Source organism: Aliidiomarina halalkaliphila (assembly GCF_007096385.1).
GTDB lineage: Bacteria > Pseudomonadota > Gammaproteobacteria > Enterobacterales > Alteromonadaceae > Aliidiomarina > Aliidiomarina halalkaliphila.
In genome coordinates this window covers 548,752-573,880 of record NZ_VJWL01000001.1, presented here as the reverse complement: position 1 = coordinate 573,880, position 25,129 = coordinate 548,752, and the positions used below count along the sequence as shown (strand labels likewise).

The 25,129-nt window shown below is 48.8% G+C and carries 22 protein-coding genes; 13 read left to right on the top strand and 9 right to left on the bottom strand.

Features of this window, described 5'->3' with window-relative positions; all coding sequences use genetic code 11:
- Positions 1 to 78 precede the first annotated feature (78 nt).
- The 4 genes from bioB to bioD are packed head-to-tail and all read left to right on the top strand — an operon-like array spanning position 79 to position 3,800.
- Entirely contained in the window at positions 79 to 1,098 is a 1,020-nt protein-coding gene (bioB, locus tag FM042_RS02685; RefSeq protein ID WP_143234203.1) for a biotin synthase BioB, read from the top strand.
- Positions 1,055 to 2,272 (top strand): aminotransferase class I/II-fold pyridoxal phosphate-dependent enzyme, encoded by a 1,218-nt coding sequence (locus tag FM042_RS02680; protein ID WP_143234202.1) that lies wholly within the window; start codon positions 1,055 to 1,057, stop codon positions 2,270 to 2,272. The genes bioB and FM042_RS02680 overlap by 44 nt, the downstream gene beginning before the upstream one ends.
- Complete coding sequence (locus FM042_RS02675; protein WP_143234201.1) at positions 2,250 to 3,089, top strand: methyltransferase domain-containing protein; 840 nt, start codon at positions 2,250 to 2,252, stop codon at positions 3,087 to 3,089. The genes FM042_RS02680 and FM042_RS02675 overlap by 23 nt, the downstream gene beginning before the upstream one ends.
- A gap of 24 nt (positions 3,090 to 3,113) precedes the next feature.
- Positions 3,114 to 3,800 (top strand): dethiobiotin synthase, encoded by a 687-nt coding sequence (bioD, locus tag FM042_RS02670; RefSeq protein ID WP_143234200.1) that lies wholly within the window; start codon positions 3,114 to 3,116, stop codon positions 3,798 to 3,800.
- Positions 3,801 to 3,823: 23 nt separating this feature from the next.
- Here the strand turns inward: bioD and pepE are convergent, their stop codons facing one another.
- On the bottom strand, positions 3,824 to 4,549 hold the full coding sequence (pepE, locus tag FM042_RS02665; protein WP_143234199.1) for a dipeptidase PepE: 726 nt from the start codon (positions 4,547 to 4,549) through the stop codon (positions 3,824 to 3,826).
- A gap of 148 nt (positions 4,550 to 4,697) precedes the next feature.
- Here pepE and htpX point away from each other — a divergent pair, with 148 nt between their 5' ends.
- From htpX to FM042_RS02645, 4 genes are all read left to right on the top strand, one after another.
- Positions 4,698 to 5,582, top strand: coding sequence for a protease HtpX (gene htpX, locus FM042_RS02660; protein ID WP_143234198.1), 885 nt, complete (start codon positions 4,698 to 4,700; stop codon positions 5,580 to 5,582).
- Positions 5,579 to 6,217, top strand: coding sequence for a flavin reductase family protein (locus tag FM042_RS02655; protein ID WP_143234197.1), 639 nt, complete (start codon positions 5,579 to 5,581; stop codon positions 6,215 to 6,217). Before htpX ends, FM042_RS02655 begins: the two co-directional genes overlap by 4 nt.
- A gap of 157 nt (positions 6,218 to 6,374) precedes the next feature.
- The gene (locus FM042_RS02650; RefSeq protein ID WP_143234196.1) at positions 6,375 to 7,733 is read left to right on the top strand and encodes a class II 3-deoxy-7-phosphoheptulonate synthase; all 1,359 of its coding nucleotides are present in this window, start codon (positions 6,375 to 6,377) and stop codon (positions 7,731 to 7,733) included.
- A 174-nt stretch (positions 7,734 to 7,907) separates the two neighbouring features.
- Positions 7,908 to 8,705 (top strand): DUF1338 domain-containing protein, encoded by a 798-nt coding sequence (locus FM042_RS02645; protein ID WP_143234195.1) that lies wholly within the window; start codon positions 7,908 to 7,910, stop codon positions 8,703 to 8,705.
- A gap of 6 nt (positions 8,706 to 8,711) precedes the next feature.
- Here the strand turns inward: FM042_RS02645 and ppsR are convergent, their stop codons facing one another.
- Positions 8,712 to 9,518 (bottom strand): posphoenolpyruvate synthetase regulatory kinase/phosphorylase PpsR, encoded by an 807-nt coding sequence (gene ppsR, locus FM042_RS02640; RefSeq protein ID WP_143234194.1) that lies wholly within the window; start codon positions 9,516 to 9,518, stop codon positions 8,712 to 8,714.
- Positions 9,519 to 9,666: 148 nt separating this feature from the next.
- Here ppsR and ppsA point away from each other — a divergent pair, with 148 nt between their 5' ends.
- Both ppsA and ydiJ read left to right on the top strand, forming a co-directional pair.
- Positions 9,667 to 12,036 carry a phosphoenolpyruvate synthase gene (gene ppsA, locus FM042_RS02635; protein WP_143234193.1) on the top strand — a complete coding sequence of 790 codons (2,370 nt, stop codon included), beginning with the start codon at positions 9,667 to 9,669 and terminating at the stop codon, positions 12,034 to 12,036.
- Between the two features lie 65 nt (positions 12,037 to 12,101).
- Positions 12,102 to 15,164, top strand: a complete 3,063-nt coding sequence (gene ydiJ / locus FM042_RS02630) for a D-2-hydroxyglutarate dehydrogenase YdiJ (RefSeq protein ID WP_143235584.1) — start codon at positions 12,102 to 12,104, stop codon at positions 15,162 to 15,164.
- Between the two features lie 54 nt (positions 15,165 to 15,218).
- Here the strand turns inward: ydiJ and FM042_RS02625 are convergent, their stop codons facing one another.
- On the bottom strand, positions 15,219 to 16,274 hold the full coding sequence (locus FM042_RS02625) for a Glu/Leu/Phe/Val dehydrogenase dimerization domain-containing protein (RefSeq protein ID WP_143234192.1): 1,056 nt from the start codon (positions 16,272 to 16,274) through the stop codon (positions 15,219 to 15,221).
- Between the two features lie 317 nt (positions 16,275 to 16,591).
- Between FM042_RS02625 and FM042_RS02620 the strand changes: the two genes are divergently transcribed.
- Entirely contained in the window at positions 16,592 to 17,014 is a 423-nt protein-coding gene (locus FM042_RS02620) for a DUF4826 family protein (protein ID WP_143234191.1), read from the top strand.
- 80 nt (positions 17,015 to 17,094) lie between these two features.
- On the opposite strand, the gene FM042_RS02615 is transcribed toward FM042_RS02620, so the two are convergent.
- From FM042_RS02615 to FM042_RS02595, 5 genes are all read right to left on the bottom strand, one after another.
- Entirely contained in the window at positions 17,095 to 18,294 is a 1,200-nt protein-coding gene (locus tag FM042_RS02615) for a cupin domain-containing protein (protein WP_143234190.1), read from the bottom strand.
- Positions 18,294 to 19,700: an adenylosuccinate lyase gene (purB, locus tag FM042_RS02610; protein ID WP_143234189.1), complete on the bottom strand. Its 1,407-nt coding sequence runs from the start codon at positions 19,698 to 19,700 to the stop codon at positions 18,294 to 18,296. Before purB ends, FM042_RS02615 begins: the two co-directional genes overlap by 1 nt.
- Before the next feature lie 64 nt (positions 19,701 to 19,764).
- Complete coding sequence (gene hflD, locus FM042_RS02605; RefSeq protein WP_143234188.1) at positions 19,765 to 20,403, bottom strand: high frequency lysogenization protein HflD; 639 nt, start codon at positions 20,401 to 20,403, stop codon at positions 19,765 to 19,767.
- Positions 20,403 to 21,536, bottom strand: coding sequence for a tRNA 2-thiouridine(34) synthase MnmA (mnmA, locus tag FM042_RS02600; RefSeq protein WP_143234187.1), 1,134 nt, complete (start codon positions 21,534 to 21,536; stop codon positions 20,403 to 20,405). The genes hflD and mnmA overlap by 1 nt, the downstream gene beginning before the upstream one ends.
- A gap of 81 nt (positions 21,537 to 21,617) precedes the next feature.
- A complete protein-coding gene (locus FM042_RS02595) occupies positions 21,618 to 22,295 on the bottom strand; it encodes a pseudouridine synthase (protein ID WP_143234186.1) in 678 nt (225 codons plus the stop codon).
- A gap of 123 nt (positions 22,296 to 22,418) precedes the next feature.
- Here FM042_RS02595 and FM042_RS02590 point away from each other — a divergent pair, with 123 nt between their 5' ends.
- Both FM042_RS02590 and FM042_RS02585 read left to right on the top strand, forming a co-directional pair.
- On the top strand, positions 22,419 to 23,309 hold the full coding sequence (locus FM042_RS02590; protein WP_143234185.1) for a hypothetical protein: 891 nt from the start codon (positions 22,419 to 22,421) through the stop codon (positions 23,307 to 23,309).
- A gap of 46 nt (positions 23,310 to 23,355) precedes the next feature.
- Positions 23,356 to 24,204, top strand: a complete 849-nt coding sequence (locus FM042_RS02585) for a glucosaminidase domain-containing protein (RefSeq protein WP_143234184.1) — start codon at positions 23,356 to 23,358, stop codon at positions 24,202 to 24,204.
- Here FM042_RS02585 and ttcA read toward each other — a convergent pair.
- On the bottom strand, positions 24,190 to 25,128 hold the full coding sequence (gene ttcA / locus FM042_RS02580) for a tRNA 2-thiocytidine(32) synthetase TtcA (RefSeq protein ID WP_143235583.1): 939 nt from the start codon (positions 25,126 to 25,128) through the stop codon (positions 24,190 to 24,192). The genes FM042_RS02585 and ttcA overlap by 15 nt on opposite strands.
- Position 25,129 lies beyond the last annotated feature (1 nt).

Below are 25,129 nucleotides of genomic sequence, written 5' to 3'. Positions count from 1 at the left end.
AGAATGGTATTTAGTTGACAGTGTAAGTGGTGGCACTAAGCTAGTCGAGACTTTATTCAATGAAAATTCGGAATTCTCATGGCCCAACAGCACCTATGTGAAACTTGGTCTCGCGCTGATATTCAAGCGCTATTTGACATGCCTTTCAATGACTTGCTTTTCAAAGCTCAAAGTATCCACCGTTCCCACTTCAATCCCAATGAAGTGCAAGTGAGCACTTTGTTATCGATCAAAACCGGCGCCTGCCCAGAAGACTGCAAGTATTGCCCTCAGAGCGCACGCTACGACACTGGCTTAGAAAAAGAACAGCTCATGGAAGTACAGAAGGTACTCGAGCAAGCCGAACGTGCAAAGCATACCGGCGCTTCACGTTTCTGTATGGGGGCCGCCTGGCGTAATCCAAAAGAAAGGGATATGCCGAAGATCGTCGCCATGATTCAGGGCGTGCGTGAACTTGGATTAGAGACCTGTATGACCTTGGGCATGCTGAGCGAGACGCAAGCCGCAGCGCTTGCCGAAGCCGGGCTCGATTATTACAACCACAATCTGGATACGTCGCCTGAATACTATGGCGATATCATCACCACGCGCACCTATAAAGATCGCTTAGACACCCTGCAAAACGTGCGTTCTGCGGGTATGAAAGTGTGTTCTGGTGGCATCGTAGGGATGGGTGAAGAGCAATCAGATCGCATTGGACTGCTGCAACAGCTAGCTAATATGCCGGTACCGCCAGAAAGTGTGCCTATTAATCAACTGGTTAAAGTTGAGGGGACGCCACTCGATCACCTTGACGACTTGGACCCTTTTGAATTCGTGCGCTGTATCGCTGTGGCCCGTATTTTGATGCCAAAATCACACGTACGCTTATCTGCAGGCCGGGAGACCATGAGCGATGAGCTTCAGGCGCTCTGCTTCTTTGCCGGAGCAAACTCTATTTTTTATGGAGAAAAGCTACTTACGACTGCTAACCCAGTGGCCGAAGCGGATCTCAAACTATTTGCGCGCCTAGGTCTTACGCCCGAGCAGCGCAAACCGGCGAAGCCTCTGTTTTATGACGCGACAGCCCGGGAATCCCAATCGTCGGCGACCGTTTGATATGTTGCGAGAACGAATTGCCGAAAATCTCGCCACAATAAAGGCCGCCGGTTTATGGCGGCAGTTAGAACCGTGGCCGTATCCGGCAGATTCGTTCCACGGTCAGTTTGCCAGTAACGATTATCTCGCCTTGCGCGCTCACCCAAAAGTACTCGAGGCTTTTCACCAGGGTTTACAGAAATGGGGCGCTGGCAGTGGCGCAAGCCCGTTGGTTGTTGGTTATTCAAACGCCCATCATGAATTAACTGAGCAACTGGCGGATTGGCTTGGATTTGACCGCGTTCTCTTGTTTTCAAGCGGATACGCGGCCAATCAAGGTGTGTTACAAACCTTACAAAGCGTAGGGGCTGTGCCCATTCTTGATCGCTTTGCCCATGCCTCCTTGTATGACGGGATAAAAACGCTGCCAGTACATCGCTTTAAGCACAACGAGCTTTCCGACGCTAAGACGAAGATAACCTCGGTAAAAGCCCAAATGCCCGAGGGAACGCCTTTATTGGTGAGTGAAGGTGTGTTTAGCATGGATGGGGATTCCGCGCCTATCGCTGGGCTAAGTGCGCTTGTACGCCAACAGAATGGGTTACTGTTTATCGACGATGCCCATGGCGTTGGCGTTACCGGCGAGCGCGGACGAGGGGCTATGGATAGCCGTGGGAGTGACGGTATAGATATTCTCAGTGGAACTTTCGGCAAAGCCTTTGGATTAGGCGGGGCATTTGTGGCGTCCGATCAACAAATTTGCGATTACATGGTGCAGAAATGTCGTCACCTTATCTATTCGACCGCGTTTACGGGGGCTCAGGCGATGGCCATACAAGCCAGTCTTGGCGTGATTCAAGCCGAACCAGAGCGACGTGGCATGCTTACCCGTAATATTTCCCGTTTTCGTGATTATGCAGCGCAATTGCAACTGCGCTTGCTGCCCTCGAGTACACCGATTCAACCCCTTGTGATTGGCACGTCTGAACTTGCCCTACGCCTGTCACACGCGCTACGCACGGAAAATATTCGCTGTATTGCGATGCGGCCCCCGACGGTGGCGAAAGGAACAGAACGATTACGCTTTACCCTATCAGCAGGGCATACCGAAACCGACATTGATGCACTCTTTTCTGCGCTAGTGCGGATTTTTCACCAGGACAAGGAACTTCATGAGGCCTGTGTTGTACGATAAATCAGAAGTAGCCGCCCATTTTGGACGTGCAGCCCAGCGTTATACTCAGTTGGCCGATGTACAACGCTACGCCGGACAGGTGCTGCTTAATATGCTGCACTCACATTCGACAAGTAATGCACAAGAAACTGTGATGGACTTGGGATGCGGACCTGGGATCTTTACCGCTGAGCTAAGCAAACTCGCGCCAATCTATACCGGTGTGGATATTTCTGCAGCAATGTTAGCGCAAGCCCAGAAGATGAATCCAAAACAAAGATTTGTGCTTGGTGATATGGAAGATTTGCCGTTTCCTCAGGATACGATGTCTTTGATTTATTCGAATCTTGCCGTGCAATGGGCCAATTCTTTATCAAGGCTATGTGCCGAAACATGGCGCACACTGCGCCCTGGCGGGTGTTTTGCATTTTCTACGGTACTTCCCAATAGTTTGATGCCACTCGCGCAGTTACGTGGAGCCTACGCATTATCCGGCGCGCACGGGAATAACGAGTCAGTGGAATCGTTAGGGAGTGCAGCCCACGTTGGGATTAATGAACATCGTTCCTTTCAGGAATGGTGCACTGCCTTGAAAGAGGTAGGTTTTACCTTGGGGTATGCCGAGCAACGGAAGGTTACCGGATATTTTCCTAATGTATCAGCACTGATCCGCAGTATATCGGGAATTGGTGCCGACTATCAGGCGCTACCTCAACGGGAATTGTCCCGCAGTGAGTTGATTTATCTGCAGAAGGCTTACGCGCCGTATCGCACTCATGCAGGATTACCACTCGATTATAGTGTCGGTTTTTTTATTGCTCATAAATCAATGCAGTAGCCCATTTAAATATACGGTAAGGTTATGACACGATGCATTTTTGTAACAGGTACTGATACTGACTCCGGTAAAACCAGAGTGTCAGAGATGCTATTACAGTACTGGCAACAGCAAGGCTTGTCGACGCTTGCAATGAAGCCGATTGCCGCGGGATGTAAGTGGAATGAAGTATCGCAACGGTTCGAAAATAGTGATGCACTAATATTGCAGCGAGCGGCAACCATGACCGCGGAGTACGGAGATGTAAACCCCGTTGCCCTAGAGCCGCCTATCGCGCCTCATATCGCGGCTGAGCTAGTAGGAGAGCAGGGCTTATTATTACGTTCCACCATGGCTTGGCGGGCATTGCATAGTCGTAATCCGGATATTCTCTTGAGTGAGGGGGCCGGAGGGTGGATGTTGCCGTTGGATCAAGGGGATCTCATGCCGCAATTTGTGCGAGAGACTAACCAAGAAGTGATCCTCGTGGTGGGCATGAAACTCGGCTGTTTAAATCATGCTTTGCTGACCGTTGCTGCAATCGCTCAAAGCGGTTGCCATTTGCGCGGCTGGATCGCCAATCAGCTGACTGAAGAGGCTATGCCTTTTTACCAAGAGAACCTGCAAACCTTAAAAGATCGAATTCAAGCACCATTACTTGCGGAAGTGCCATTTCTGGCAGATCAGGCGACGGGGCAAGCGTGGCTGGCAACCACACATCCGCGCTTATAATCGCCGCTTGATGCCCTAAAAGCCTAGAGATATTGGCTTAGTACGCTTCCCGCCGCCAATGGTTGGGCTTTGCCGTCTTGAAATGCCACAGCATCGAGTGTGCCAAGCAATCGCATGGTTTTTCCTTCTACTTTAAGTCCTGTACCTTCTCGTAACGCAATGGTAAGCGTATGCGGGTTCACCGCCATAAATTCAGCAAGTCGTTGTGCTCGAGTCTCCCCGTGAAACCCGGGAGGGTGCTGATCTATATAGTGTGGATTTAATTGAAATGGGACTACCCCGAGGGCTGTAAACGATGGTGGTTCAATAATTGGCATATCGTTGGTGGTGCGAATACTTAATCCAGCGATGTTTGCACCAGCACTCCATCCTGCATAGGGCAAGCCTTCGTAGATACGTTTGCGTAGGGGATCTAACAGCCCATATTGATAGAGGGTGTTCAGTAGCACAAAAGTATTGCCGCCACCGACAATAACACCATCGGCTTTTGCGATGGCCTCGCGCGGATTACTGTAGGTTTCGATGCCACGAATGTGCATACCCATATCCGCAAGTGCTGCGTCGACCCTTGCGCTGTAACTGCTGTAAGATTGTGTTACCCCTGCATAGGGGATGAAAACAATAGTTTTGGCTTGTGAAAAGTGGGATTTTAACCAGAATTTACTATGCACTAAGTAATCCGTTTCACCGGCTTTGGAACTACTTAATAATAGTAAGTTGCGTTTCTGTTGCTCGTTGGAATCAATCATAAGGACGCAAGCTTTCCTAAAAGGTGTCGTGGCGTAAAATCAGCATAACACTGCCCCAAATTGGGCTCAATGCTTAATCTACTGCTTGAAAATTAGGGGATAAATCCCAATATTCACAGGGTGATTGTTACCGAAGAGGTTGTACTGCATGAAACGAGTCGCATTATTTCTGGCAACGAATTTAGCGGTGATCATTGTGTTGAGCATTGTGCTCAATGTATTGATGGCTGTGTTCGGGATTGATTTTGGAAGTTACCAGGGGCTATTGATATTTGCTGCGCTATTTGGGTTTGGCGGCGCCTTTATCTCCCTGTTTATCTCAAAGTGGATGGCAAAACGCAGTACCGGCGCTCGCGTTATTGAGCACCCACGTAATGACGCTGAACGATGGTTAGTTGATACTGTTGCAGCACAAGCACAAAAAGCGGGGATCAAGATGCCAGAGGTGGCCATTTATGATTCGCCAGAACCCAATGCTTTTGCGACGGGGCCGAGCAAAAACGACTCATTGGTGGCAGTCTCCACCGGATTATTGCGCTCCATGAATAAAGATGAAGTGGAGGCGGTGTTGGCGCACGAAGTCAGCCACGTGGCTAACGGAGATATGGTGACCCTGACCTTGATTCAAGGTGTGGTAAATACCTTCGTTATTTTCCTAGCCCGTGTGGTCGCAGGCCTTATCAATAATGCATTACGAGGTAATCAAGGAGGCTCGCGCACCGGGGGAGGAGGCTTCGCTTATTTCGGGTTAGTTATTTTATTTGAAATCCTCTTTGGCATGCTGGCACAAATCATCGTGTTTTATTTCTCCCGCCAACGGGAATATCGGGCGGATGCTGGAGCTGCTCGATTGGTTGGGCCGCAAAAAATGATTGCAGCTTTGCGCCGATTACAGCAAGGGCGTGAGTCACAATTAGATGACCGCATGATGGCCTTTGGTATTAAAGGTAAGCTCAAAAAAGGCGAATTAATGATGACCCATCCACCGATAGAAAAACGGATTGCCGCCCTACAGCAAGGTCAATACACATGATTATTGCTTTAAACGAGAACTCATCCAGTCAGATCTATCATTTAATGACGCAAACACTGATACCCAGACCGATCGCCTGGGTACTCAGTGAACATGCTCACGGGCACTTGAATCTAGCTCCATTTAGCTATTTCACGGCAGTAAGCAGTGCGCCACCACTTCTTATGTTTTCTGTCGGCAATAAAGCCGATGGAAAAGGTAAAGATACCAAAGTAAATATTGCGACGAATACCCATTTTGTAGTGCATATCCCGTCCAGCGACCATGCCCACGCGGTGACGGAAAGTTCACGGGCACTGCCCGCAGAGGAATCTGAATTAGCTAGGCTGTCTTTGGAAACCGTGCCATTTGGTGATTTCCCATTACCGCGCTTAGCTTCATGTAAAGTTGCCTTTGGTTGTCGGCTACACCATGTTCATGCCATTCCTGGTGCCCCACAAGACTTGATATTTGGCGAGATTGAACAAGTGTATATTTCCGATGCTGTTGCTGAGAAAACACGACACACTAAGCCAGACGGCTCCAGCGTTGAGCGTCTCCATGTGGATGCTCTGAAAGTTGATCCTTTAGCCCGTTTAGGGGCTGATCATTATGGAAATTTGGGGCAAATTCTTACGGTTCCTCGACCAAAATAACAAAATCGGTTGTGGTAACCGTTTTTTTCCTTTGATTTTGCATTGCATTCCTGGAGCCCGCTCTATACATTTAAAGGTTCTAACCCCTAAGCTCGGAAAGCCCATGCGTACTAGTGCCGTATTCAGCTTTTCTTCATGAAGTAACGAGGAAAATCGAATGAGTTGGACTCCTAACAGTTGGCGAAAACTTCCCATCCAGCAACAGCCCACCTATGCGGATAAAAACGCATTGGCGTATGTGGAGCAACAGCTCAAGCAATATCCACCGTTGGTATTTGCCGAAGAAATCCGCCGATTACAGGACCATCTTGGCGATGTCTGCCAAGGTCGCGGCTTTTTACTGCAAGGTGGCGATTGCGCCGAGTCTTTCCGTGATTTCACTGCGCCTAAAATCCGTGACACGTTTAAAGTTATGTTACAGATGGCCATTGTGCTCACCTTCGCGGGTTCGGTCCCGGTCACCAAAGTAGGGCGCATGGCTGGGCAATTCGCGAAACCTCGCTCCAGCGACATGGAGACTATCCAAGGTGTTTCTTTGCCGAGTTATCGCGGCGACATTATTAATGGGGCTGAATTTACCCCAGAAGCACGCGAGCCAGATCCAAACCGCATGTTAACGGCGTATCACCACTCAGCCGCCACCTTGAACTTGCTGCGGGCCTTTGCCCAGGGTGGTTTTGCGGATCTGCATAAAGTGCATAAATGGAACATGGGCTTTATTGCTGCCAATCCGATGAAAGAAAAGTACCAGAAGGTTTCGGAGCGGATTGAAGAATCTTTGCGCTTTATGGAAGTGTTAGGGATTACGGCTGAGACCCATCCTACCATTCATGAAACTGAGTTGTTCACCTCCCATGAGGCTTTGCTATTGCCTTATGAGGAAGCCTTGACTCGCACCGACAGTCTTACTGGACTTCCCTATAACTGCTCTGCGCATATGGTGTGGATGGGGGAACGCACGCGGCAACTCGACCATGCTCATGTCGAATTCTTCCGTGGAATACACAACCCCCTGGGTGTAAAAATCGGGCCAAAAGCCAGTGAAGATGAGCTCATGGCCATCATTGATGCATTAAACCCCAACAATACACCAGGACGCCTTACGCTAATTACGCGTATGGGGGCTGATAATCTTGCCGAGAATCTCCCGCGCCTGATTCGCCGTGTACAAGCAGAAGGGCGGCATGTTGTCTGGTCAAGTGATCCTATGCATGGCAATACAGTTAAAGCAGATAACGGTTATAAAACGCGCAATTTCGACGCCATTATTCGCGAAATCCGGCAGTTTTTCGCCATTCATCAAGCGGAAGGCAGTTACGCGGGTGGTATTCACTTAGAAATGACGGGTGAAAACGTCACCGAATGTACGGGTGGTGCGTATCAAATCTCCGAAAACGATTTGGAGCAGCGCTACTTGACACAGTGCGACCCGCGCTTAAATGCGGACCAAGTATTGGAGTTAGCTTTCTTGGTTTCGGAAACATTGGCCAGCGCACGCAACGGGAAAAGTGTATAGCAAGCTCTAGTCAGGTGTCGATTTATTATGCGATAATAGATGTATTGTATAGACAGGCTTTCGGGCCTGTCTTTTCGTAGGTTTGATAGCAGTGCTCATCGTGCTATCGGGTTAATTCCTGCAGTCGAACGTAGTTTGCTCGTCGTACTGGCAGTGGAAACAGGAGTTCATTCCATGTCTCAGCAAGTTCATCAGTTTTTCGCCGATCTTTGGCAAGATTACATCCAACGTACGCCATCTGCTGATAAAGTGCATCAAGTGCTTGGCAAAGGGCATTCAATAATTAATGACCATGTTGCGTTTCGAACCTTCAATATTGCACCGGTTAATTTAGATGCACTGGCTACTCTGATTGAGAGCATGGGCTACTTCGCGAATGGTGATTACGAGTTCACTGAGAAAAAACTACGGGCTAAGCATTTTGAACACGCAGACCCGACGCTACCCAAGGTATTTGTCAGTGAATTACTGGTTGAGTCATTCTCACCGCAAGTACAACGCGTTATTCAGCGCATGGTTGCGGGTATAGCGCCTGAACAGGTGCAGCAACCGGCGTTTTTGTACTCGGGCACCCACTGGGATGTCACCTACGATGAATATCAGATGCTCCTTGCAGAAAGCGAATATGCGGCTTGGATGAGCGCGTTTGGTTTTTGTGCCAATCACTTTACGGTGAGCGTCAACGCATTGCCTGGCTACAGCACCTTGGAAAGTGTTAACGCGACATTGAAAAATGCAGGGTTCACCTTGAACAGTTCCGGCGGCGAAATTAAAGGTTCGCCTGAGGTGTATCTCGAGCAGTCGGCGACGATGGCGGATCATGTGGAAGTACGCTTTAAAGATAAAGCAGCCCGTATTCCGAGCTGCTTTTATGAGTTTGCAAAGCGTTATGAATTGGCACCCGGCAAACTCTACACCGGATTTGTTGCGGCCTCTGCAGATAAAATATTCGAAAGTACCAATAGCAAATAAGCCGCGTTAGTAGCGGTGCCGTTGCAGTTTTGCAGTGGTCATAATCTTAGCGGCAATCTCCTCCACCGACGCATAGGTCGAGTTAAGGTAGGGGATTGCCTCTCTTCTATATAATGCTTCAATTTCTGCAATCTCAAACTCACACTGTTGTTGCGATGCATAGCGTGAACCTGCCCGACGTGCTTCGCGAATACTTTGTAGACGCTCAGGATCAATCGTTAATCCAAATAGCTTATGGCGATGCATTTTTAAGTCATAGGTGAGTTCAAGATTATCCATATCATCTTCAGTGATGGGATAGTTTGCTGCTTTAATACCGTATTGAAGCGCCAAATACAGGCATGTTGGCGTTTTTCCGGTACGCGACGCACCGATCAAAATAATATCTGCTTCTCCATAATTACGCGTCGTGACACCGTCATCGTTTTCTAGCGTATAGTTAATCGCATCGATTCGAAAATTATAATCTGCAGTGATTCCATGGGTGCGATTGGTCTTTGGTTGCGCTTCAACGCCGAGTTCTGCCTGTACGGGGGCCACATAATGGTCAAGGAAGTCGTAACTGATGCCATCGCTTTGGATAATTATGCGCTTAATCCGTGGGTCAACGAAGGTGTGAAAAATAAGCGGGCGTTCGCCAGTTTCAGCAAAGGCTTGGTTAATTTCCTCCACCGCACGTTGGGCTTTTTCTTCGTCGTCGATAAAGGGTAATGTTTTATGCTGAAACTTCACTGGAAAGAGCGATAGTATCGCATGGCCAAAGGTTTCGGAGGTCAGAGCCGTTCCGTCTGATATATAAAAAGCAGTGCGCATAAGAAAATGTTCCCAAGGAAAGTGACACAAATGTTAACTTGTTCGGCAGGGATGTGTAAAATAAGCTTCGTTGTAGCCCTCGTGGTTGCGTTTTGAATGCAGCAAGCTCGCCCAGCCCTCAACCTTATAAATGGAAAAGGATTACACCGTGCAAGATTACGTGCTTTGGTATCAAGACCTCGGTATGAACGACGTGAACCGAGTTGGAGGAAAAAACGCCTCACTTGGAGAAATGATTAGTAACCTTGCCGGATTGGGCGTCACCGTGCCCGGTGGTTTTGCAACCACCTCTCATGCTTTCAATACTTTCCTCGAACAAAGCGGTCTCAACGCGAAAATTTACCAAGTACTCGACGACCTCGATGTTGATGATGTAAAAGCGCTCGCCGTTGCTGGTGGTAAGATTCGTCAGTGGATTATCGATACCCCGTTTACGCCTGAGCTCGATGCTGCCATTCGTGATGCTTATGAAACCCTGAGTGATGGTCTTAGTGGTGCTAGTTTTGCGGTACGCAGTTCGGCAACTGCGGAAGATATGCCAGATGCATCTTTTGCTGGTCAACAAGAAACCTTCTTAAACGTGAAGGGCATTGATGCGGTAATGGAAGCGATCAAACATGTTTTCGCTTCGCTGTTTAACGATCGGGCGATTTCTTACCGGGTCCATCAAGGCTACGACCACCGTGGCGTGGCCTTATCTGCCGGTGTGCAACGTATGGTGCGCAGTGATTTAGCCTCGTCTGGAGTCATGTTTTCGATCGATACGGAATCCGGGTTTGATCAAGTCGTCTTTATTACCTCCTCCTACGGACTCGGTGAGATGGTGGTGCAAGGGGCTGTAAACCCAGATGAATTCCATGTGCACAAACCAACCTTAGCAGCAGGACGTCCCGCAGTTATTCGTCGCACTATGGGTTCGAAAAAGATTGAAATGGTTTACTCGGAATCGCAAGAGCATGGTAAGCAGGTATCGATTCAAGACGTCGAAGCCAAACGTGCAAAAGTGTTTTCTATCAGCGATGAAGAAATCATGGAGCTGGCCCGACAAGCGGTTACCATTGAGCAGCATTATGGGCGCCCCATGGATATCGAATGGGCGAAAGATGGCCTCGACGGTAAGCTTTATATTGTGCAAGCACGCCCAGAAACGGTTCGTTCCAATGAGAATGCAAATCGCATTGAGCGATTCAGCCTAAAAGCGCAGTCCGATGTAATTACTACTGGTCGCGCAATCGGACAGAAAATAGGGTCTGGTCAGGCGCGCGTATTAAGCTCTATTGCCGAAATGGATCAAGTACAGCCGGGCGACGTGCTAGTTACCGATATGACGGACCCAGATTGGGAACCCATCATGAAACGGGCTGCCGCCATTGTTACCAATCGCGGCGGGCGCACCTGTCATGCTGCGATTATCGCTCGTGAGTTGGGTATACCAGCTATTGTTGGCTGCACCGACGCCACTAAGACAATCCCAGACGGTGAGCCGGTGACTGTCAGTTGTGCCGAAGGCGACACTGGCATGGTTTACCGCGGCATTCTCGAGTTCGAGGTGACGCAATCAGAAGTAGGCAATATGCCGCCGCTGCCGTTAAAAATCATGCAAAATGTGGGAAATCCAGATCGGGCATTTGACTTTGCTCGCTTACCCCATGCAGGCGTTGGTTTGGCTCGCTTAGAGTTTATTATTAATCGTATGATTGGTGTGCATCCGAAAGCATTATTGCATTTTGATGATCAGTCAGCCGAGTTGCAGGCGTTAATTAACGATACAATTGCCGGTTATCCGAGCCCTCGTGAATTTTATATTCAGCGGTTAGTAGAAGGCATTGCCACCATTGGCGCATCGTTCGCCCCGGAGCGAGTGATTGTGCGCATGTCCGACTTTAAGTCTAACGAATATGCGAATTTGATCGGTGGCCGTCAATACGAGCCCGAAGAAGAAAACCCGATGCTTGGATTCCGTGGCGCATCGCGCTACCTGTCTGAAGACTTCGTGGAATGCTTTGCCTTAGAGTGTGAAGCCATTAAGCGCGTACGTAACGAAATGGGCCTGACCAATGTCGAAATCATGATTCCTTTCGTGCGCACCCTTGAAGAGGGACGGAAAGTTATCGATTTATTGGCGAAGTATGGTTTGCGTCAGGGCGAGAACGGATTACGCGTCATAATGATGTGCGAATTGCCGTCTAATGCAGTATTAGCCGACCAGTTCCTTGATATATTTGATGGCTTCTCCATTGGGTCCAACGATTTGACCCAGTTGACCCTTGGTTTAGACCGAGATTCAGGGTTAATTGCGCATTTGTTTGATGAACGTAACCCAGCCGTAAAAGCGTTACTTGAAATGGCTATTAAAACCGCTAAAAAACGTGGCAAATATGTGGGTATTTGTGGTCAGGGTCCATCCGATCACCCAGATTTCGCACAATGGTTGGTTGAGCAGGGCATCGATTCCGTGTCCTTGAACCCGGATACTGTGGTTGATACCTGGCTATACTTAAGTAAACACTTGAAGTAACTTACATGGGAAAGGGGTGGTGCGCATCCCTTTCCTAGTTTATGAGGTGGGCAGTAGTGAGCAACATGCTTGCAACGATTTCTCCAGACGATCCCGTGGTGGCGGCAACCCATCCTTACCTTGAAGCCTTACGTAAATCAGGGTTCATTGGCGATATCGACGTGTCCTATAGTGGGCGGCTCATTGCAGCAACCGATAACAGCATTTACCAACAACTCCCACAAGCCGTCCTTTATCCGCGCAGTCAACGTGATGTAGCCTGCGCCTTAAAAGTTGCCCAACAAAAAGCGTTTCGTCACATTCGTTTTGCACCGCGCGGCGGAGGTACCGGGACCAATGGGCAATCGCTTACGCCAGGGATCGTGATTGATCTGAGCCGTTATTTAAATCGGGTATTAGAAATCAACGCGAAAGAAGGTTGGGTTCGTGTTGAAGCGGGTATCGTGAAAGACCAACTCAATGCGGCCTTAGCTGATGATGGCTATTTCTTTGCTCCGGATACCTCAACCAGTAACCGCTGCACTATCGGTGGAATGATTGCTACCGATGCCTCTGGTCAAGGCTCCTTGGTGTATGGCAAAACCAGTGACCACGTGTTAGCGCTACGTGGTTACTTGGCGAATGGCGAGGAAATACGCACCGCACCAATGCCTCGTAATGAAGCTGAATCAAGGGCGAATGAAGGGGATACGCTAGCGACTATCTACCGGCAGGTGTTAGATACCTGCGTGGGACTGAGGGCTGAAATCGCTGAAAAGTTTCCACCATTAAATCGCTTTTTAACCGGTTATGATCTTGCTCATGCTTATAACGAGAGTCGTGATGAGATCGATATTGGGCGTTTAATCTGTGGTGCCGAGGGTACCCTTGCCATTGTGACAGAATGCAAATTAAACATTACCCCCATCCCCGCTTTTAAAGTGCTCGTGAATGTAAAGTATCAAGATTTTCAGGCGGCACTGAAGCATGCCCCCAGCCTAGTCGCTGCTGAGGCGACCTCGGTAGAAACTATTGATAGTACGGTGTTGGATTTAGCCAGAAATGATGTGGTTTGGCATGAAGTTCGTGATTTACTCACTGATGTGCCCCCGTATCGGATGGACGGTATTAATATTCTCGAGTTTACCGGACTGACCCAACAAGAGATCGGTGGCAAACTTAAGCGCTTATGCACGGAACTGGATCAACTGGATCCGCACCGTACCGGCGTGATTGGATACCAGATTTGCCGAGATGGGGCGAGTATCCATAAAATCTATAATATGCGGAAAAAAGCCGTTGGTTTGTTAGGTGCAACCAAGGGGAGCGAGAAACCGGTCGCCTTTGTAGAAGATACTGCGGTGCCGCCAGAAAATTTAGCAGATTATATTATGGAGTTCCGGGCCATATTGGATCGTTACGGGTTGCACTATGGCATGTTTGGTCATGTAGATGCCGGTGTACTGCACGTACGCCCTGCGTTAGACATGCAAGATCCCGCCAGTGCTCACACCCTTCGGGATATCAGTGATGAAGTAGTGGCCCTTACAGCCCGGTTTGGCGGCTTGATGTGGGGAGAGCATGGGAAGGGGTTTCGCTCTGAATACGGTCCAGAATTTTTTGGCGATAGGTTATTTACTGAGCTTCGCAAAATTAAAGGCGCCTTTGACCCGCGCAATCTATTAAATCCCGGAAAGATCTGTACGCCTATTCAGCGTAACGAACCGCTGGTATCTATCGATGGTCCGCTGCGCGGCACACTGGACCGGCAGATCTCGAAGGCCCATCAGCGTCAATTTCAAGGGGTGATGGATTGTAACGGTAATGGCTTGTGCTTTAACTTCGATGCCGATGCCACCATGTGTCCCTCATTTCGCGCAACTGGCGATCGGCGTTACTCGCCGAAAGGCCGCGCGACCTTGATACGTGAGTGGCTTCGCTTGCATAGTCATGCCGACTCCAAGCTCATGATTTCGGCCGAGTCACTTCCAAAAGAGCCAGGAGTGTTGGCTAATATTTGGTTGGCACCCGCAAAGGGCAACGATTTTAACCATGAAGTACGGGATTCCTTAGATAACTGTTTGGCCTGTAAAGCCTGTTCCAGTCAATGCCCCGTCAAGGTGGATATTCCGAGTCAACGATCGCTGTTCTATGGGCTTTATCACACGCGCTTTAAGCGCCCGCTGAAAGACTTTGTTGTTCAGCGAAGCGAATCGAGTGTGCTGCGTCTTGCTCGTTTTCCCCGGTTAGCGAATCTATTCGTGCAGAATCCATTCTCGCGTTGGCTGCAAAAACAATTATTGGGTTATCAAGACACACCACGCTTCGCGATTCCTTCGTTGCGTACACACAGCCAGTTATTGCAAGTGATGTCATTTGCCGACGCTCAGAAAAAACATGACAAAGGTGAATGGGATAAAGACGCATACGTGTTTATCGTGCAAGACGCCTATACCTCTGCCTTTGATGCGCAAGTGGTCGCAGATTTCGTAGCGGTCGCTCGTAGTATTGGTAAAACGCCAGTGTTGTTACCATTTATGGAGAATGGAAAAGCGGCCCATGTGAAAGGGTTTTTGCGGAGCTTTTATAACAAGGCCAACCGCACTAGCGCTTTTCTCGCCCAGGTCCAGAAGCAGTTTCAGGCACCATTGGTAGCCATGGACGCGGCCAGTGGTCTAGTGTATCGAGATGAATACCGGAAGCTCGGCGTCGCTCAGGCGGAGGAATTTGATGTTCATTTGATGCATGAATGGCTCAAAGAGCATCTTACAGCGATTGCTTCCCGAATTAATGACGATCATCGTGATAACCATGTTGTTCAGGTGTTAGTGCATTGCACTGAACAGTCCATGCTGGCAAATAGTCGCAGCGATTGGGCTACCGTGCTTCAGAACGCTGGCATTCGCGCGGAGGCACCCGCAGTGGGGTGTTGTGGTATGGCGGGAACCTTTGGGCACGAGTCGGAACATCAGAAAACAAGTAAGGCGCTTTGGGAAATGAGTTGGCAACCGAAATTTGAAGACATTCAGTACGATCAGCTTTATGCCACTGGATTTTCATGTCGCTGCCAAGGGAAACGTATGCAGGGGCAGGGGGTTAAGCATCCGGTAGCCCTGCTTGCACAGCGATTACGCAGAGCGCCTCGCTAAACAAAAAAGCCGGCGCCCAAGGGCACCGGCTTTCTTCATTATATCAACGATCGCTTAGAGAGCGGCTTTTTTCTCAGCGAGTTTTTTCGCTAAAATTTCCCGAGCCATTTCATCGGCGATTTCACCGGTAGGACGATCTTCATCTTTTGCACGGGTGAAGATTTTATCCAAGGTGTTGTAGATATTCTTAATACGGGCTGACGTATCTTCTAGCGTGAAGTTCGCCGCTTCCGAACAGACATGAATTACGCCACCGGCGTTAATCACGTAATCCGGTGCATATAGGATGCCCATGTCTTTAACAATTTTATCGTGTGCTGGGGTGGCGAGTTGGTTATTCGCACTACCGGCAATCACTTTCGCTTTGATGCGCTTTAAAGTGGCATCATTGATGGTAGCACCCAGAGCGCAAGGCGCGTAAATATCAACGTCTGCGTCGTAGATGTCGTCTACAGATACGGCGGTCGCACCTAGTTCATTCACGGCACGATCGACACTCTCTTGGTTCACATCACATACGATTAGTTGAGCACCTTCATCTGCTAAGTACTTCGCAAAATCAAAACCAACGGCGCCAACGCCTTGTACGCTAATTTTAAGACCTTTCAGATCTTCAGAACCGAAGGCGTGTTTCGCAGCGGCTTTCAGGCCTAGGTACGATCCCAGCGCCGTGTGAGGAGACGGATCGCCTGCTTTACCATCGGTGCCTGCAACAAAAGGGGTTTCTGTGGCAACGATGCCGATATCTGCAGTACGAATGTTCACGTCTTCAGCGGTAATATATTTACCACCAAGGGAGTTAACGAACCGTCCATAAGCTTTAAACAACGCTTCGCTTTTATCTTTTTTGGCATCGCCAATGATCACCGCTTTACCACCACCGAGTGGCAATCCTGCCAACGCGCTCTTATATGTCATACCACGTGAGAGACGCAAAACATCGGTTAAAGCTTCTTCAGAGCTAGCATAGTTCCACATCCGGGTGCCGCCTAAAGAAGGCCCCATGGTGGTGTCATGCACAGCGATAATTGCTTTAAGTCCGGTTACCTTGTCATGACAAAACACGATCTGTTCGTGATTGTCATATTCAATATGCTCGAATAGCGCCATAACGGCTAACCTCATTGTTGTCTTAGACACAAAATCGGAGCGTAAACTAACACTTTACGACAATTGTTACCAGTTACCCGATCGCAAAAAAGGTGCTTTTTTTAACGGGAACTATCAACTTGTCTTTACAGTATTCTGGTCAGTCCAGCCGTTGGTAAAAGCCCCATCGGGAACGACTTTGCTAGGTTTTCCTTTGTTCATTTCCTTGTTACTATGAGCGTCACTTTTTTTAGTATTAAACTACCGGGTTCGGTGGGTTTCGTAGAGTATGAGCTGTCGGCAAAGGGCAGGTCGGTTGCAAATAATGAGAGTAGAGAATGAATAATCAACCAGTAATGACAGAAGAAGAACAAAATGCCTGGGTTCGGGAGCAATTTCAGAAAGCCAATGGTTACTTGGTAGAAAAAGGCATGATCACGGATCAAGTATTGACCAAAGAATCGCTATACCTCGTTCCTCAAATCGCGGTGTGGAAGTTCACCTTAAAAGGGGTGACCGACAAAGTATGGGCGATTACCGGCGTAGTGCCAACGGACCATGTAGATGCCAAGGTTGCTGAGAATCCGCGCGACGCGCTTCGCCATTTTAGTTTGCGTTGGCAGTTACGCGCAGAAGAAATCCTGCAGAATGAGCGCAGTGATGCAACTGAACGCAAGTTCGCCGAAATGCTGGTTGTGCATGCAGAAGCTTGCTACGGCTTGGTGCAGAATGAAGAGTTGTGGCAAGGTTTAGCGCGTTAAATTTATGATGCGAGGTGATCGTAAAGATTGCCGTAAATAACAAAGGGTGAGGTGGCATGTGATACCTCACCCTTTTTTCGTTAGTCTCCAGCTTCGGCGGAAAAAATAAACAGACCTTCGTTCAGTAATCCACAAAGCAATTGTCGAGCTCGGGAACTTTGCAGATATTCATTGAGATGCATACTTTCAATGCAGTCGGTCATTTCGTTGAGTACCACAAATAGGGCTTCTGCATCCTCATCGAGGGAGTACCAATGGCCTTGCACAACCGCGTACAATTGCCCTTCCAGGTGGGTAGTAAGCATGCGGACACCCACGGCCTTAAATAAAAGCGGTTGTTGGCTAATCAGATAAGGCAAGCGGCTTTCGGTAACTGGTGACTCTGGCCACTCTGGCAACGGTGGACGCGGATTCTTCGACAGCAACTCAGCAACAATTCTATGTATCTGGGTTTTATCGGTAAGGGCTTGCTGTAGCATCTGCTGAAAGTCGTTGACCACAGCCTCAGGCAAATACCAAGGTTCTGCATCCGTGAGCTGGCTGCGTTCAGCGTCCAGTAATTGTGATACCTGATCACGAAAACGTGTTTGCCATGTGTCATGCTCTAACGCGTAATCTGCACTTGCTGATAGAAGCTCCGCTTGGCTGGGTGCCCGAAAACCAATGGAATAATTCATCGCCGGCGCTAGGGTGTCACCTGCATGGGGGAAGCCCGCCGGTATATAGATCATATCGCCTGGTTCTAAGATCTCGTCAATAATTGGCGTAAAAGGCTCGGTTTGTTTCAGATCCGGGTGGGGAAGACGGGTCGCTAAATCTTGTTTCTCGCCAATCTGCCAGCGTCGCTGGCCTTGCCCTTGAATGATAAATACATCGTATTGGTCCACATGGGGACCTACACCACCGTGGGCGGTTGAATAGCTCACCATAAGGTCATCGATACGCCAATCCGGTAAAAACCGAAATGCCCGCAGCAGTGCTTGGGCATCCGGTACATGTTCGTTTACCGCTTGAACCAATAAACTCCACCCGTCTTCTGGAAGCGCGTCAAAGTGCTCAAAGGGGCCGTGCGCCACGTCCCAACGCTGGTCGTGGTGCACCACCAATCGCGAATCCACGCCGCTTTCCATAGCCAAGCCCGCAAGCTCTTCGGGTTGTAACGGGTCCTGGAAGTCGATCATGGCTTGTCGAATCAACAACGGCCTTTGTTGCCAGTGGTCTCGTAAAAAGACCACTGGATCAAAGGCGTAATGATTAAGTACATAGCCAGAATCAGACATTACAAATTATCCAGATGCGCCGGTAATTCATCGACAAAAGCTACCGCACGTCCGATGTAATTCGCAGGAGTGAGAGCTTTCAAGTCATCCTTTACCTGCGCTGGAAGGGCCAACTCATCGATAAAACGCGCCAGATCCGCTTGGCTAATTCGTTTACCACGAGTCAGTGATTTTAATTTCTCGTAAGGCTTTTCTATGCCGTATCGGCGCATCACTGTTTGCACCGGCTCGGCCAGCAGCTCCCAGTTACTGTCTAGTTCATTAAGTAATACGGACTCATTCACTTCCAGTTTCGACAAGCCTTTTAAAGTGGCCTGATAGGCGATTACGGCGTAGCCTAATCCTACACCGAGATTACGCAGTACAGTCGAATCGGTGAGGTCGCGCTGCCAGCGTGATACAGGCAACTTAGCGGCAAGATGGCCTAAGACGGCGTTGGCAAGCCCTAAATTACCCTCAGAGTTCTCAAAATCTATTGGATTGACTTTATGCGGCATAGTGGAAGAACCCACTTCACCCTCAATGGTGCGCTGCTTGAAATGATTCAAAGCAATATAGCCCCAAAGATCCCGGTCTAAATCTATCAAAATGGTGTTGGCGCGGCATAAGGCATCAAACCATTCGGCGATATAGTCATGGGGTTCAATCTGCGTAGTGTAAGGGTTCCAGGTAAGGCCCAATGAGGTGACAAAGGACTGTGCCACTTGATGCCAATCCACATCTGGGTAGGCACTTAAATGGGCGTTATAATTACCCACGGCACCGTTAATCTTGCCTAAAAACTGCACTTGTTTCAGCGCCGTCATTTGCCGGTCTAAACGCACGGCTACGTTCGCAAACTCTTTCCCCATAGTGGTTGGCGTCGCCGGTTGCCCGTGAGTGCGCGCCATCATCGGGATATCACGATAGCTTTGGGCATGGGTCACCAAAGCCTGCAAGACTTCCGTTAGTAACGGATAGATGACCTCACGGTTCGCGTTATTCAGCATAAGTGCATGGGAGAGGTTATTAATATCTTCAGAGGTACAGGCAAAGTGGATAAACTCGCTTACCTGCTGTAACTCTGGGTGATTCGCCACCTTTTCCTTTAAGAAATATTCAACGGCTTTCACGTCGTGGTTGGTGGTGCGTTCTATTTCCTTTACGCGGGCTGCATCTGCTTCACTAAATTCAGTGACAATGGCATCCAGATAGGCTGAGGCGTCGTCAGATAATGGCGGAACTTCTTCAATTTGTGGGATTGCTGCGAGCTTTTGTAGCCAACGCACTTCGACCAATACGCGCTGATGAATCAAGCCAAACTCACTTACATAAGCACGTAACACAGCTGATTTTGCGCCGTAACGACCATCAACTGGGCTAATCGCAGTAAGTTCCGAGAGGGAAAGGGGGGCTGTAGGCGCCATGCTAATATACTCCGTGAGTTGGGCTCAAATACGCCCAAAACAACGGGCGTATGGGACGTTTAGTTTATGCGTTCAATAATTGTTCAATGGCCTGCAATAATCGCTTGCGTGAAAATATGATTTGTCGACGCTTGCCGCCTAATTGTCGCCATAATACGGCACTGCGAATTCCAGCGAGAAGCATCGCCCTTATATGGTGTTGTACTTCAGGGCGTTTCAAACACTCTGGTTTTCCGTGTACCTGAATGCGAGGGCCAAGCGGACTAATTATATCGCTATAAAGCTGGCCAAGATGCTCAATAATACGGTGATGATCGAAATCAAATTCATCCCGTTGTCTTTTAATTTGGGTAAGACCTCGTCCCAATGCATGCAAGGCTTTGGGGCTTTTCATTAGATGCCGCTCAAGATTAAGAATCCCAACCACGTAACGGGTTTGTTCCACATCTTTGGCACCTTGTCCGTTTAACTGTCCTAAAAGCACACGCAGCGCGGGCTGAAGCGCTTGAATGCTGCCATATACCGCAAGCGTATTTTCCGGATCCGTTTCCAATAAGCTATGAATCAGGGTATCACTATGCTCACTGGGGAATACTTCCCCACGGCGGGCGAGTTGTTGCGCACAGATAGCGGCTAACCCTATACCGCCAAATGCGAGCATGCGCTCGTGCCAAACAGTGGGCAATTCATTACTGCGATGCATTAAAGCGCTACCTCAAAGTCGGTGAGCCGCTGTTCTATGATACCACCGCCCAAACAAACATCGCCTTGATAGAACACCGCTGATTGACCTGGTGTAACCGCTGCCACCGGTGTATCAAATAAGACCTGAATATCCCCATTGGCGAGAGGTTCCAGGGAGCAAGGAATATCTTCCTGGCGGTAACGAGTTTTCACCATGCATCGAGTTGATGCAGAGAGTGGCGTGCGATTAACCCAATGTAATTGCCCTGCAATTAATCCTTTGGAAAACAAACGCGGGTGCGAGCTGCCCTGAGCGACAATCAGTTGATTGTTGGCGACGTCTTTATCGACCACATACCAAGGTTCATCACCCGCATTGGCTAATCCACCAATATGTAATCCTTTCCGCTGACCAATCGTGTGATACATCAAACCTTCGTGCGTACCTAATTGATTGCCGTCCACATCTTTAATCGGACCGGGCTGCGCGGGCAAATATTGCTGCAGAAAATCTTTAAATTTACGCTCGCCAATAAAGCAGATTCCGGTGGAATCTTTTTTTCCCGCTGTGACTAACCCTTGCGCTTCGGCGATAGCACGTACTTCAGGTTTTTCTAGCTCACCAACAGGAAAAAGCGTTTGTGCAATATGCTCGTGTGAGAGGGTATACAGAAAATAGCTTTGGTCTTTATTGGTATCTTTCCCGCGAATGAGCTGCCAACGACCGTCGTCGCCTAAACGACGCTGACAGTAATGCCCAGTGGCGATGTAATCGGCATTTAGTGCTTCGGCAGCAAATTCAAGAAAGGCTTTAAACTTGATTTCTTTATTGCACATGATGTCCGGATTAGGGGTCCGTCCGGCACGGTACTCGGTGAGGAAGTGCTCAAAAACGTTATCCCAGTATTCCGCAGCAAAATTAACCGTATGTAATGGAATACCGAGGGTTTCACAGACCGCTTCAGCATCAGCCAAGTCTGTCGCTGCCGCACAATACTCGTCAGTGTCATCTTCTTCCCAGTTTTTCATAAACAGGCCTTCCACCTGAAATCCCTGTTGGATCAACAAGTAGGCAGACACAGAAGAATCGACACCGCCGGACATACCAACGATCACGCGTTTTGAAGCAGGATCTGCTATGGAGTTTGTCATAGGATTGGTTTTATTTGCCAAGATATTTCACCGAGAACGTATTGGCGCGAATTCTAGCATTTTTTCACTGGGTTGGGCCAGTTAAACTGTGATTTCGCGGTAGCTTCCTGGGGCTAAATCAGCGAGGCTCCAAGGACCCACTTGCCAGCGAATTAATCGCAATGTTGGGTGGCCTATATGGGCGGTCATGCGTCGTACCTGTCGATTACGGCCTTCCCTTAGAGTAAGCCGCAACCAGGTATCGACAATATGTTTGCGAACGCGCACTGGTGGCGTTCGTGACCAAAGCCAATCAGGTGGAGAAACGATTTCTACGTTAATTGGACGCGTTGGTCCGTCTTTCAATTCAACACCAGCGGCAAGTCTGGCAAGAGCCTCGGCGCTTGGGACACCTTCTACCAACACATAATAGACTTTGTCTTGCTTGAATTTTGGTGAGGAAATGCGTGCTTGCAGCTGGCCATCGTTGGTTAATACAAGCAATCCTTCGCTGTCTTTATCCAGCCTTCCCGCCGGGTACACATCTGGCACGTCGATAAAATCTTTCAGCGTCTGATCGCTGTGTTCCCCCGTAAATTGACACAACACGTTCATGGGCTTGTTGAACAACAATACACGGCGATTTTGCGCCGCTACAGTGTGAGGGTACCGCGTTTTAGTATTACCCGATGGATTTCCAAAGCCCAAGCGACGACGGGCTAGGGTGCGCTTTGGCTTGGATGGTTCGCCATGGTTAGCGGTACGTATTTTATAACCCATAACACTCAGAATAGTTTGAGAATTCTATAGGGCATTGTACCATAGGGCATTCGCTTCGCCGATGTTTCGTGGATGTACCGGAGTATCGTCGTCTTTTAGCAGATTCAATTCAGAGACATCGCCATGCAGGAAAAGCTTCGCGGATCGTATCAACACGCCTCCACCTTTGCAGGAAAGCTTGATATTAATCGGATTATAAAAACCGCTTATGAGCACGTAAAATCACGTCGTGGCCCATTTTTAGGAGCGATGGGGTGGACTGTACTCCTGCTTTTTGTGGCCATGATATTCGTGGCCATATTAGCGGAAGTCATCGGGGTAGATGTGAATGAAGGGGTTGGGCAAATTTTGAGTGTGGCCATTCAAACCTTGATCCTTGCACCTTGTGTTGCTGGATTATATTGGGTGAGCCTTAAAACGACCTTGCATATCAAATCAAATCGTGAAGATTTCTTTCTGTTCTTTCAGAATCCGTGGCGCATTATTGGCACCGCGATCATTACCGCGTTAGTCAGTCAACTTGGGTTACTGTTCGGCATGGCTGTTGGTATTATTTGGATGATGTTTGCGCAAATCCTATTTACCTTTGCTATTCCCATGGCAGCGCTGTATCAAGCAAAGCCGTTTGCCGCGGTGCTTGGCTCAGCACAGATTATTTGGAAGAACATAGGTGCATTTTTTATATTCCATTTTGTGATGTTTGTGCTCTATCTCCTTATTGCGGTTGCCGCCACCATATTGGTTGCTTTTGCCACAGCAGGCGGTGCAGGGGTTTATGCGGCGGTGGTTGGCGGGCTTGTACTCACCTATGTGCTTTTTACTCGGGTTATTCCGTTGTACTTCTTTACCATTGCAGAGAGCTACCGCATTTTATTTGCGGTAAGCACCGACGAAGACGACACATCGAACTCAACGTTTACCAATAATCCAGTAGTTGACCCTGAACCGGACCAGAGTTCTGATGCAGATGACTCCTTATCCCGACCCAATCGTGATGATGACTTTCGCGCGTAAACATGATGTATAATAGCCAACAAATGCTTCAGAGAAACGCGATACGATGATTAAAATTCGAGTATTTCAATGCCTTGCATGGTTTGTAGTGGTAGCGGCATTGGCCGTGCCATTTTATGTCGAACGTGGTCTTAAAGATCGTGCGGTGTCGTATGAGTTGGAAATTTCCGATCGCTTACCACCCGTACAACCACGTCATCCGAGACAAACCACGGAAGTCCCCGATTTTTCTGCAATTCACGATGTAAATACGCGGAAAATTGAATTTTTCAGTTATCTATTACCCGCTATCGATTATGAAAATAGCGTTCTCCTTGAACAGCGCCGCCATGTTTCGCGTTTACTTGAAAAGCATCGTCAACGACAAAGTTTAACTGGCGCAGAACAACGTTGGCTTAATGATATGGCGCGTTATTATCGGGTGACACATCGTCAGCGTGAAGAGAAATTGCTGACCTTAATGCGCCGTGTCGACGTTATTCCAGATACATTAGTACTCATTCAAGCTGCAAACGAGTCGGGTTGGGGAACGTCGCGTTTCGCCTTAGATGCCCGCAACTTTTTCGGTCAATGGTGCTGGAATGAAGGCTGTGGCATTGTACCTGCAGCGCGTCCGGAAGGGGCCGTGCATGAAGTTCAGTATTTTGAGAGTGTAGAAGCCTCTGTACGAGCGTACATACGGAACCTTAATACCCATCCCGCCTATTATGACCTACGGTCGATTCGTGCCGATCTGCGGCGTCAGGGTATTCCAATTACTGCGCAGCCGCTTACGTTAGGCTTATTAAGCTACTCTGAGCGGGGTGAGGATTACATTGCGGAACTCAATCAAATGATTCGGGTGAATCGGGCCATCATTCAAGACGCCCGTATGTTGGAATCACTCGACTTTTAAAATGGGGATCTGAGCCGAATCTTCGTCGTCTTGAATAAAAGCGCGAGGATCGCCTAAGCTTGGCGGATCAAAGACTGTATCACCATTCGGATCGGCAACTCCCGTTGCCGCAAGTCCATGAAAATCAAATAAACTCGCATCAGCAAGGTGACTCGGTACAACCTGAGTCATGGCTTTAAACATGCTTTCAATACGGCCGGGATACTGCCGGTCCCATGTCTGCAGCATCTCTTTGATCACTTTCCGTTGTAGGTTCTCTTGGGAACCGCACAGATTGCAGGGAATGATTGGATATTGTTTAGCGGCCGCGTAGCGTTGGATATCTTTCTCGCGCACATAAGCGAGCGGGCGGATAACAACATGCTCACCGTTATCACTGACCAGTTTCGGTGGCATTGATTTAAGGGTTCCGCCGTAAAACATGTTGAGTAACATGGTTTCGATCATATCGTCTCGATGGTGACCCAATGCAATTTTTGTTGCGCCAAGCGCTTTCGCGGTGCGATAGAGAATTCCCCGGCGTAATCGGGAGCACAGGGCACAGGTCGTTTTGCCTTCTGGCACCTTATCTTTCACGATACTGTAGGTATCTTCTTCGATAATCCGATAAGGCACGCCTTCTGCTTCGAGGTATTCAGGCAATATGTGCTCCGGAAACCCCGGTTGTTTCTGGTCTAAATTAACCGCGATCAATTCAAAATGTACTGGAGCAACCCGTTGCAGGTACCGTAAGGTCGTGAGCAATGTGTAGCTATCTTTGCCCCCGGACAAGCACACCATGATCCGGTCACCATCACTGATCATCCCAAAATCTTCAATGGCCTTACCGGCGGCGCGACGAATCCGCTTTTCTAACTTATTAACGCTATAGGACTGCCGAGCCTCTGCCTTTGGTCGGGCGGGGGATGTGCCTGTAGAAGGCATG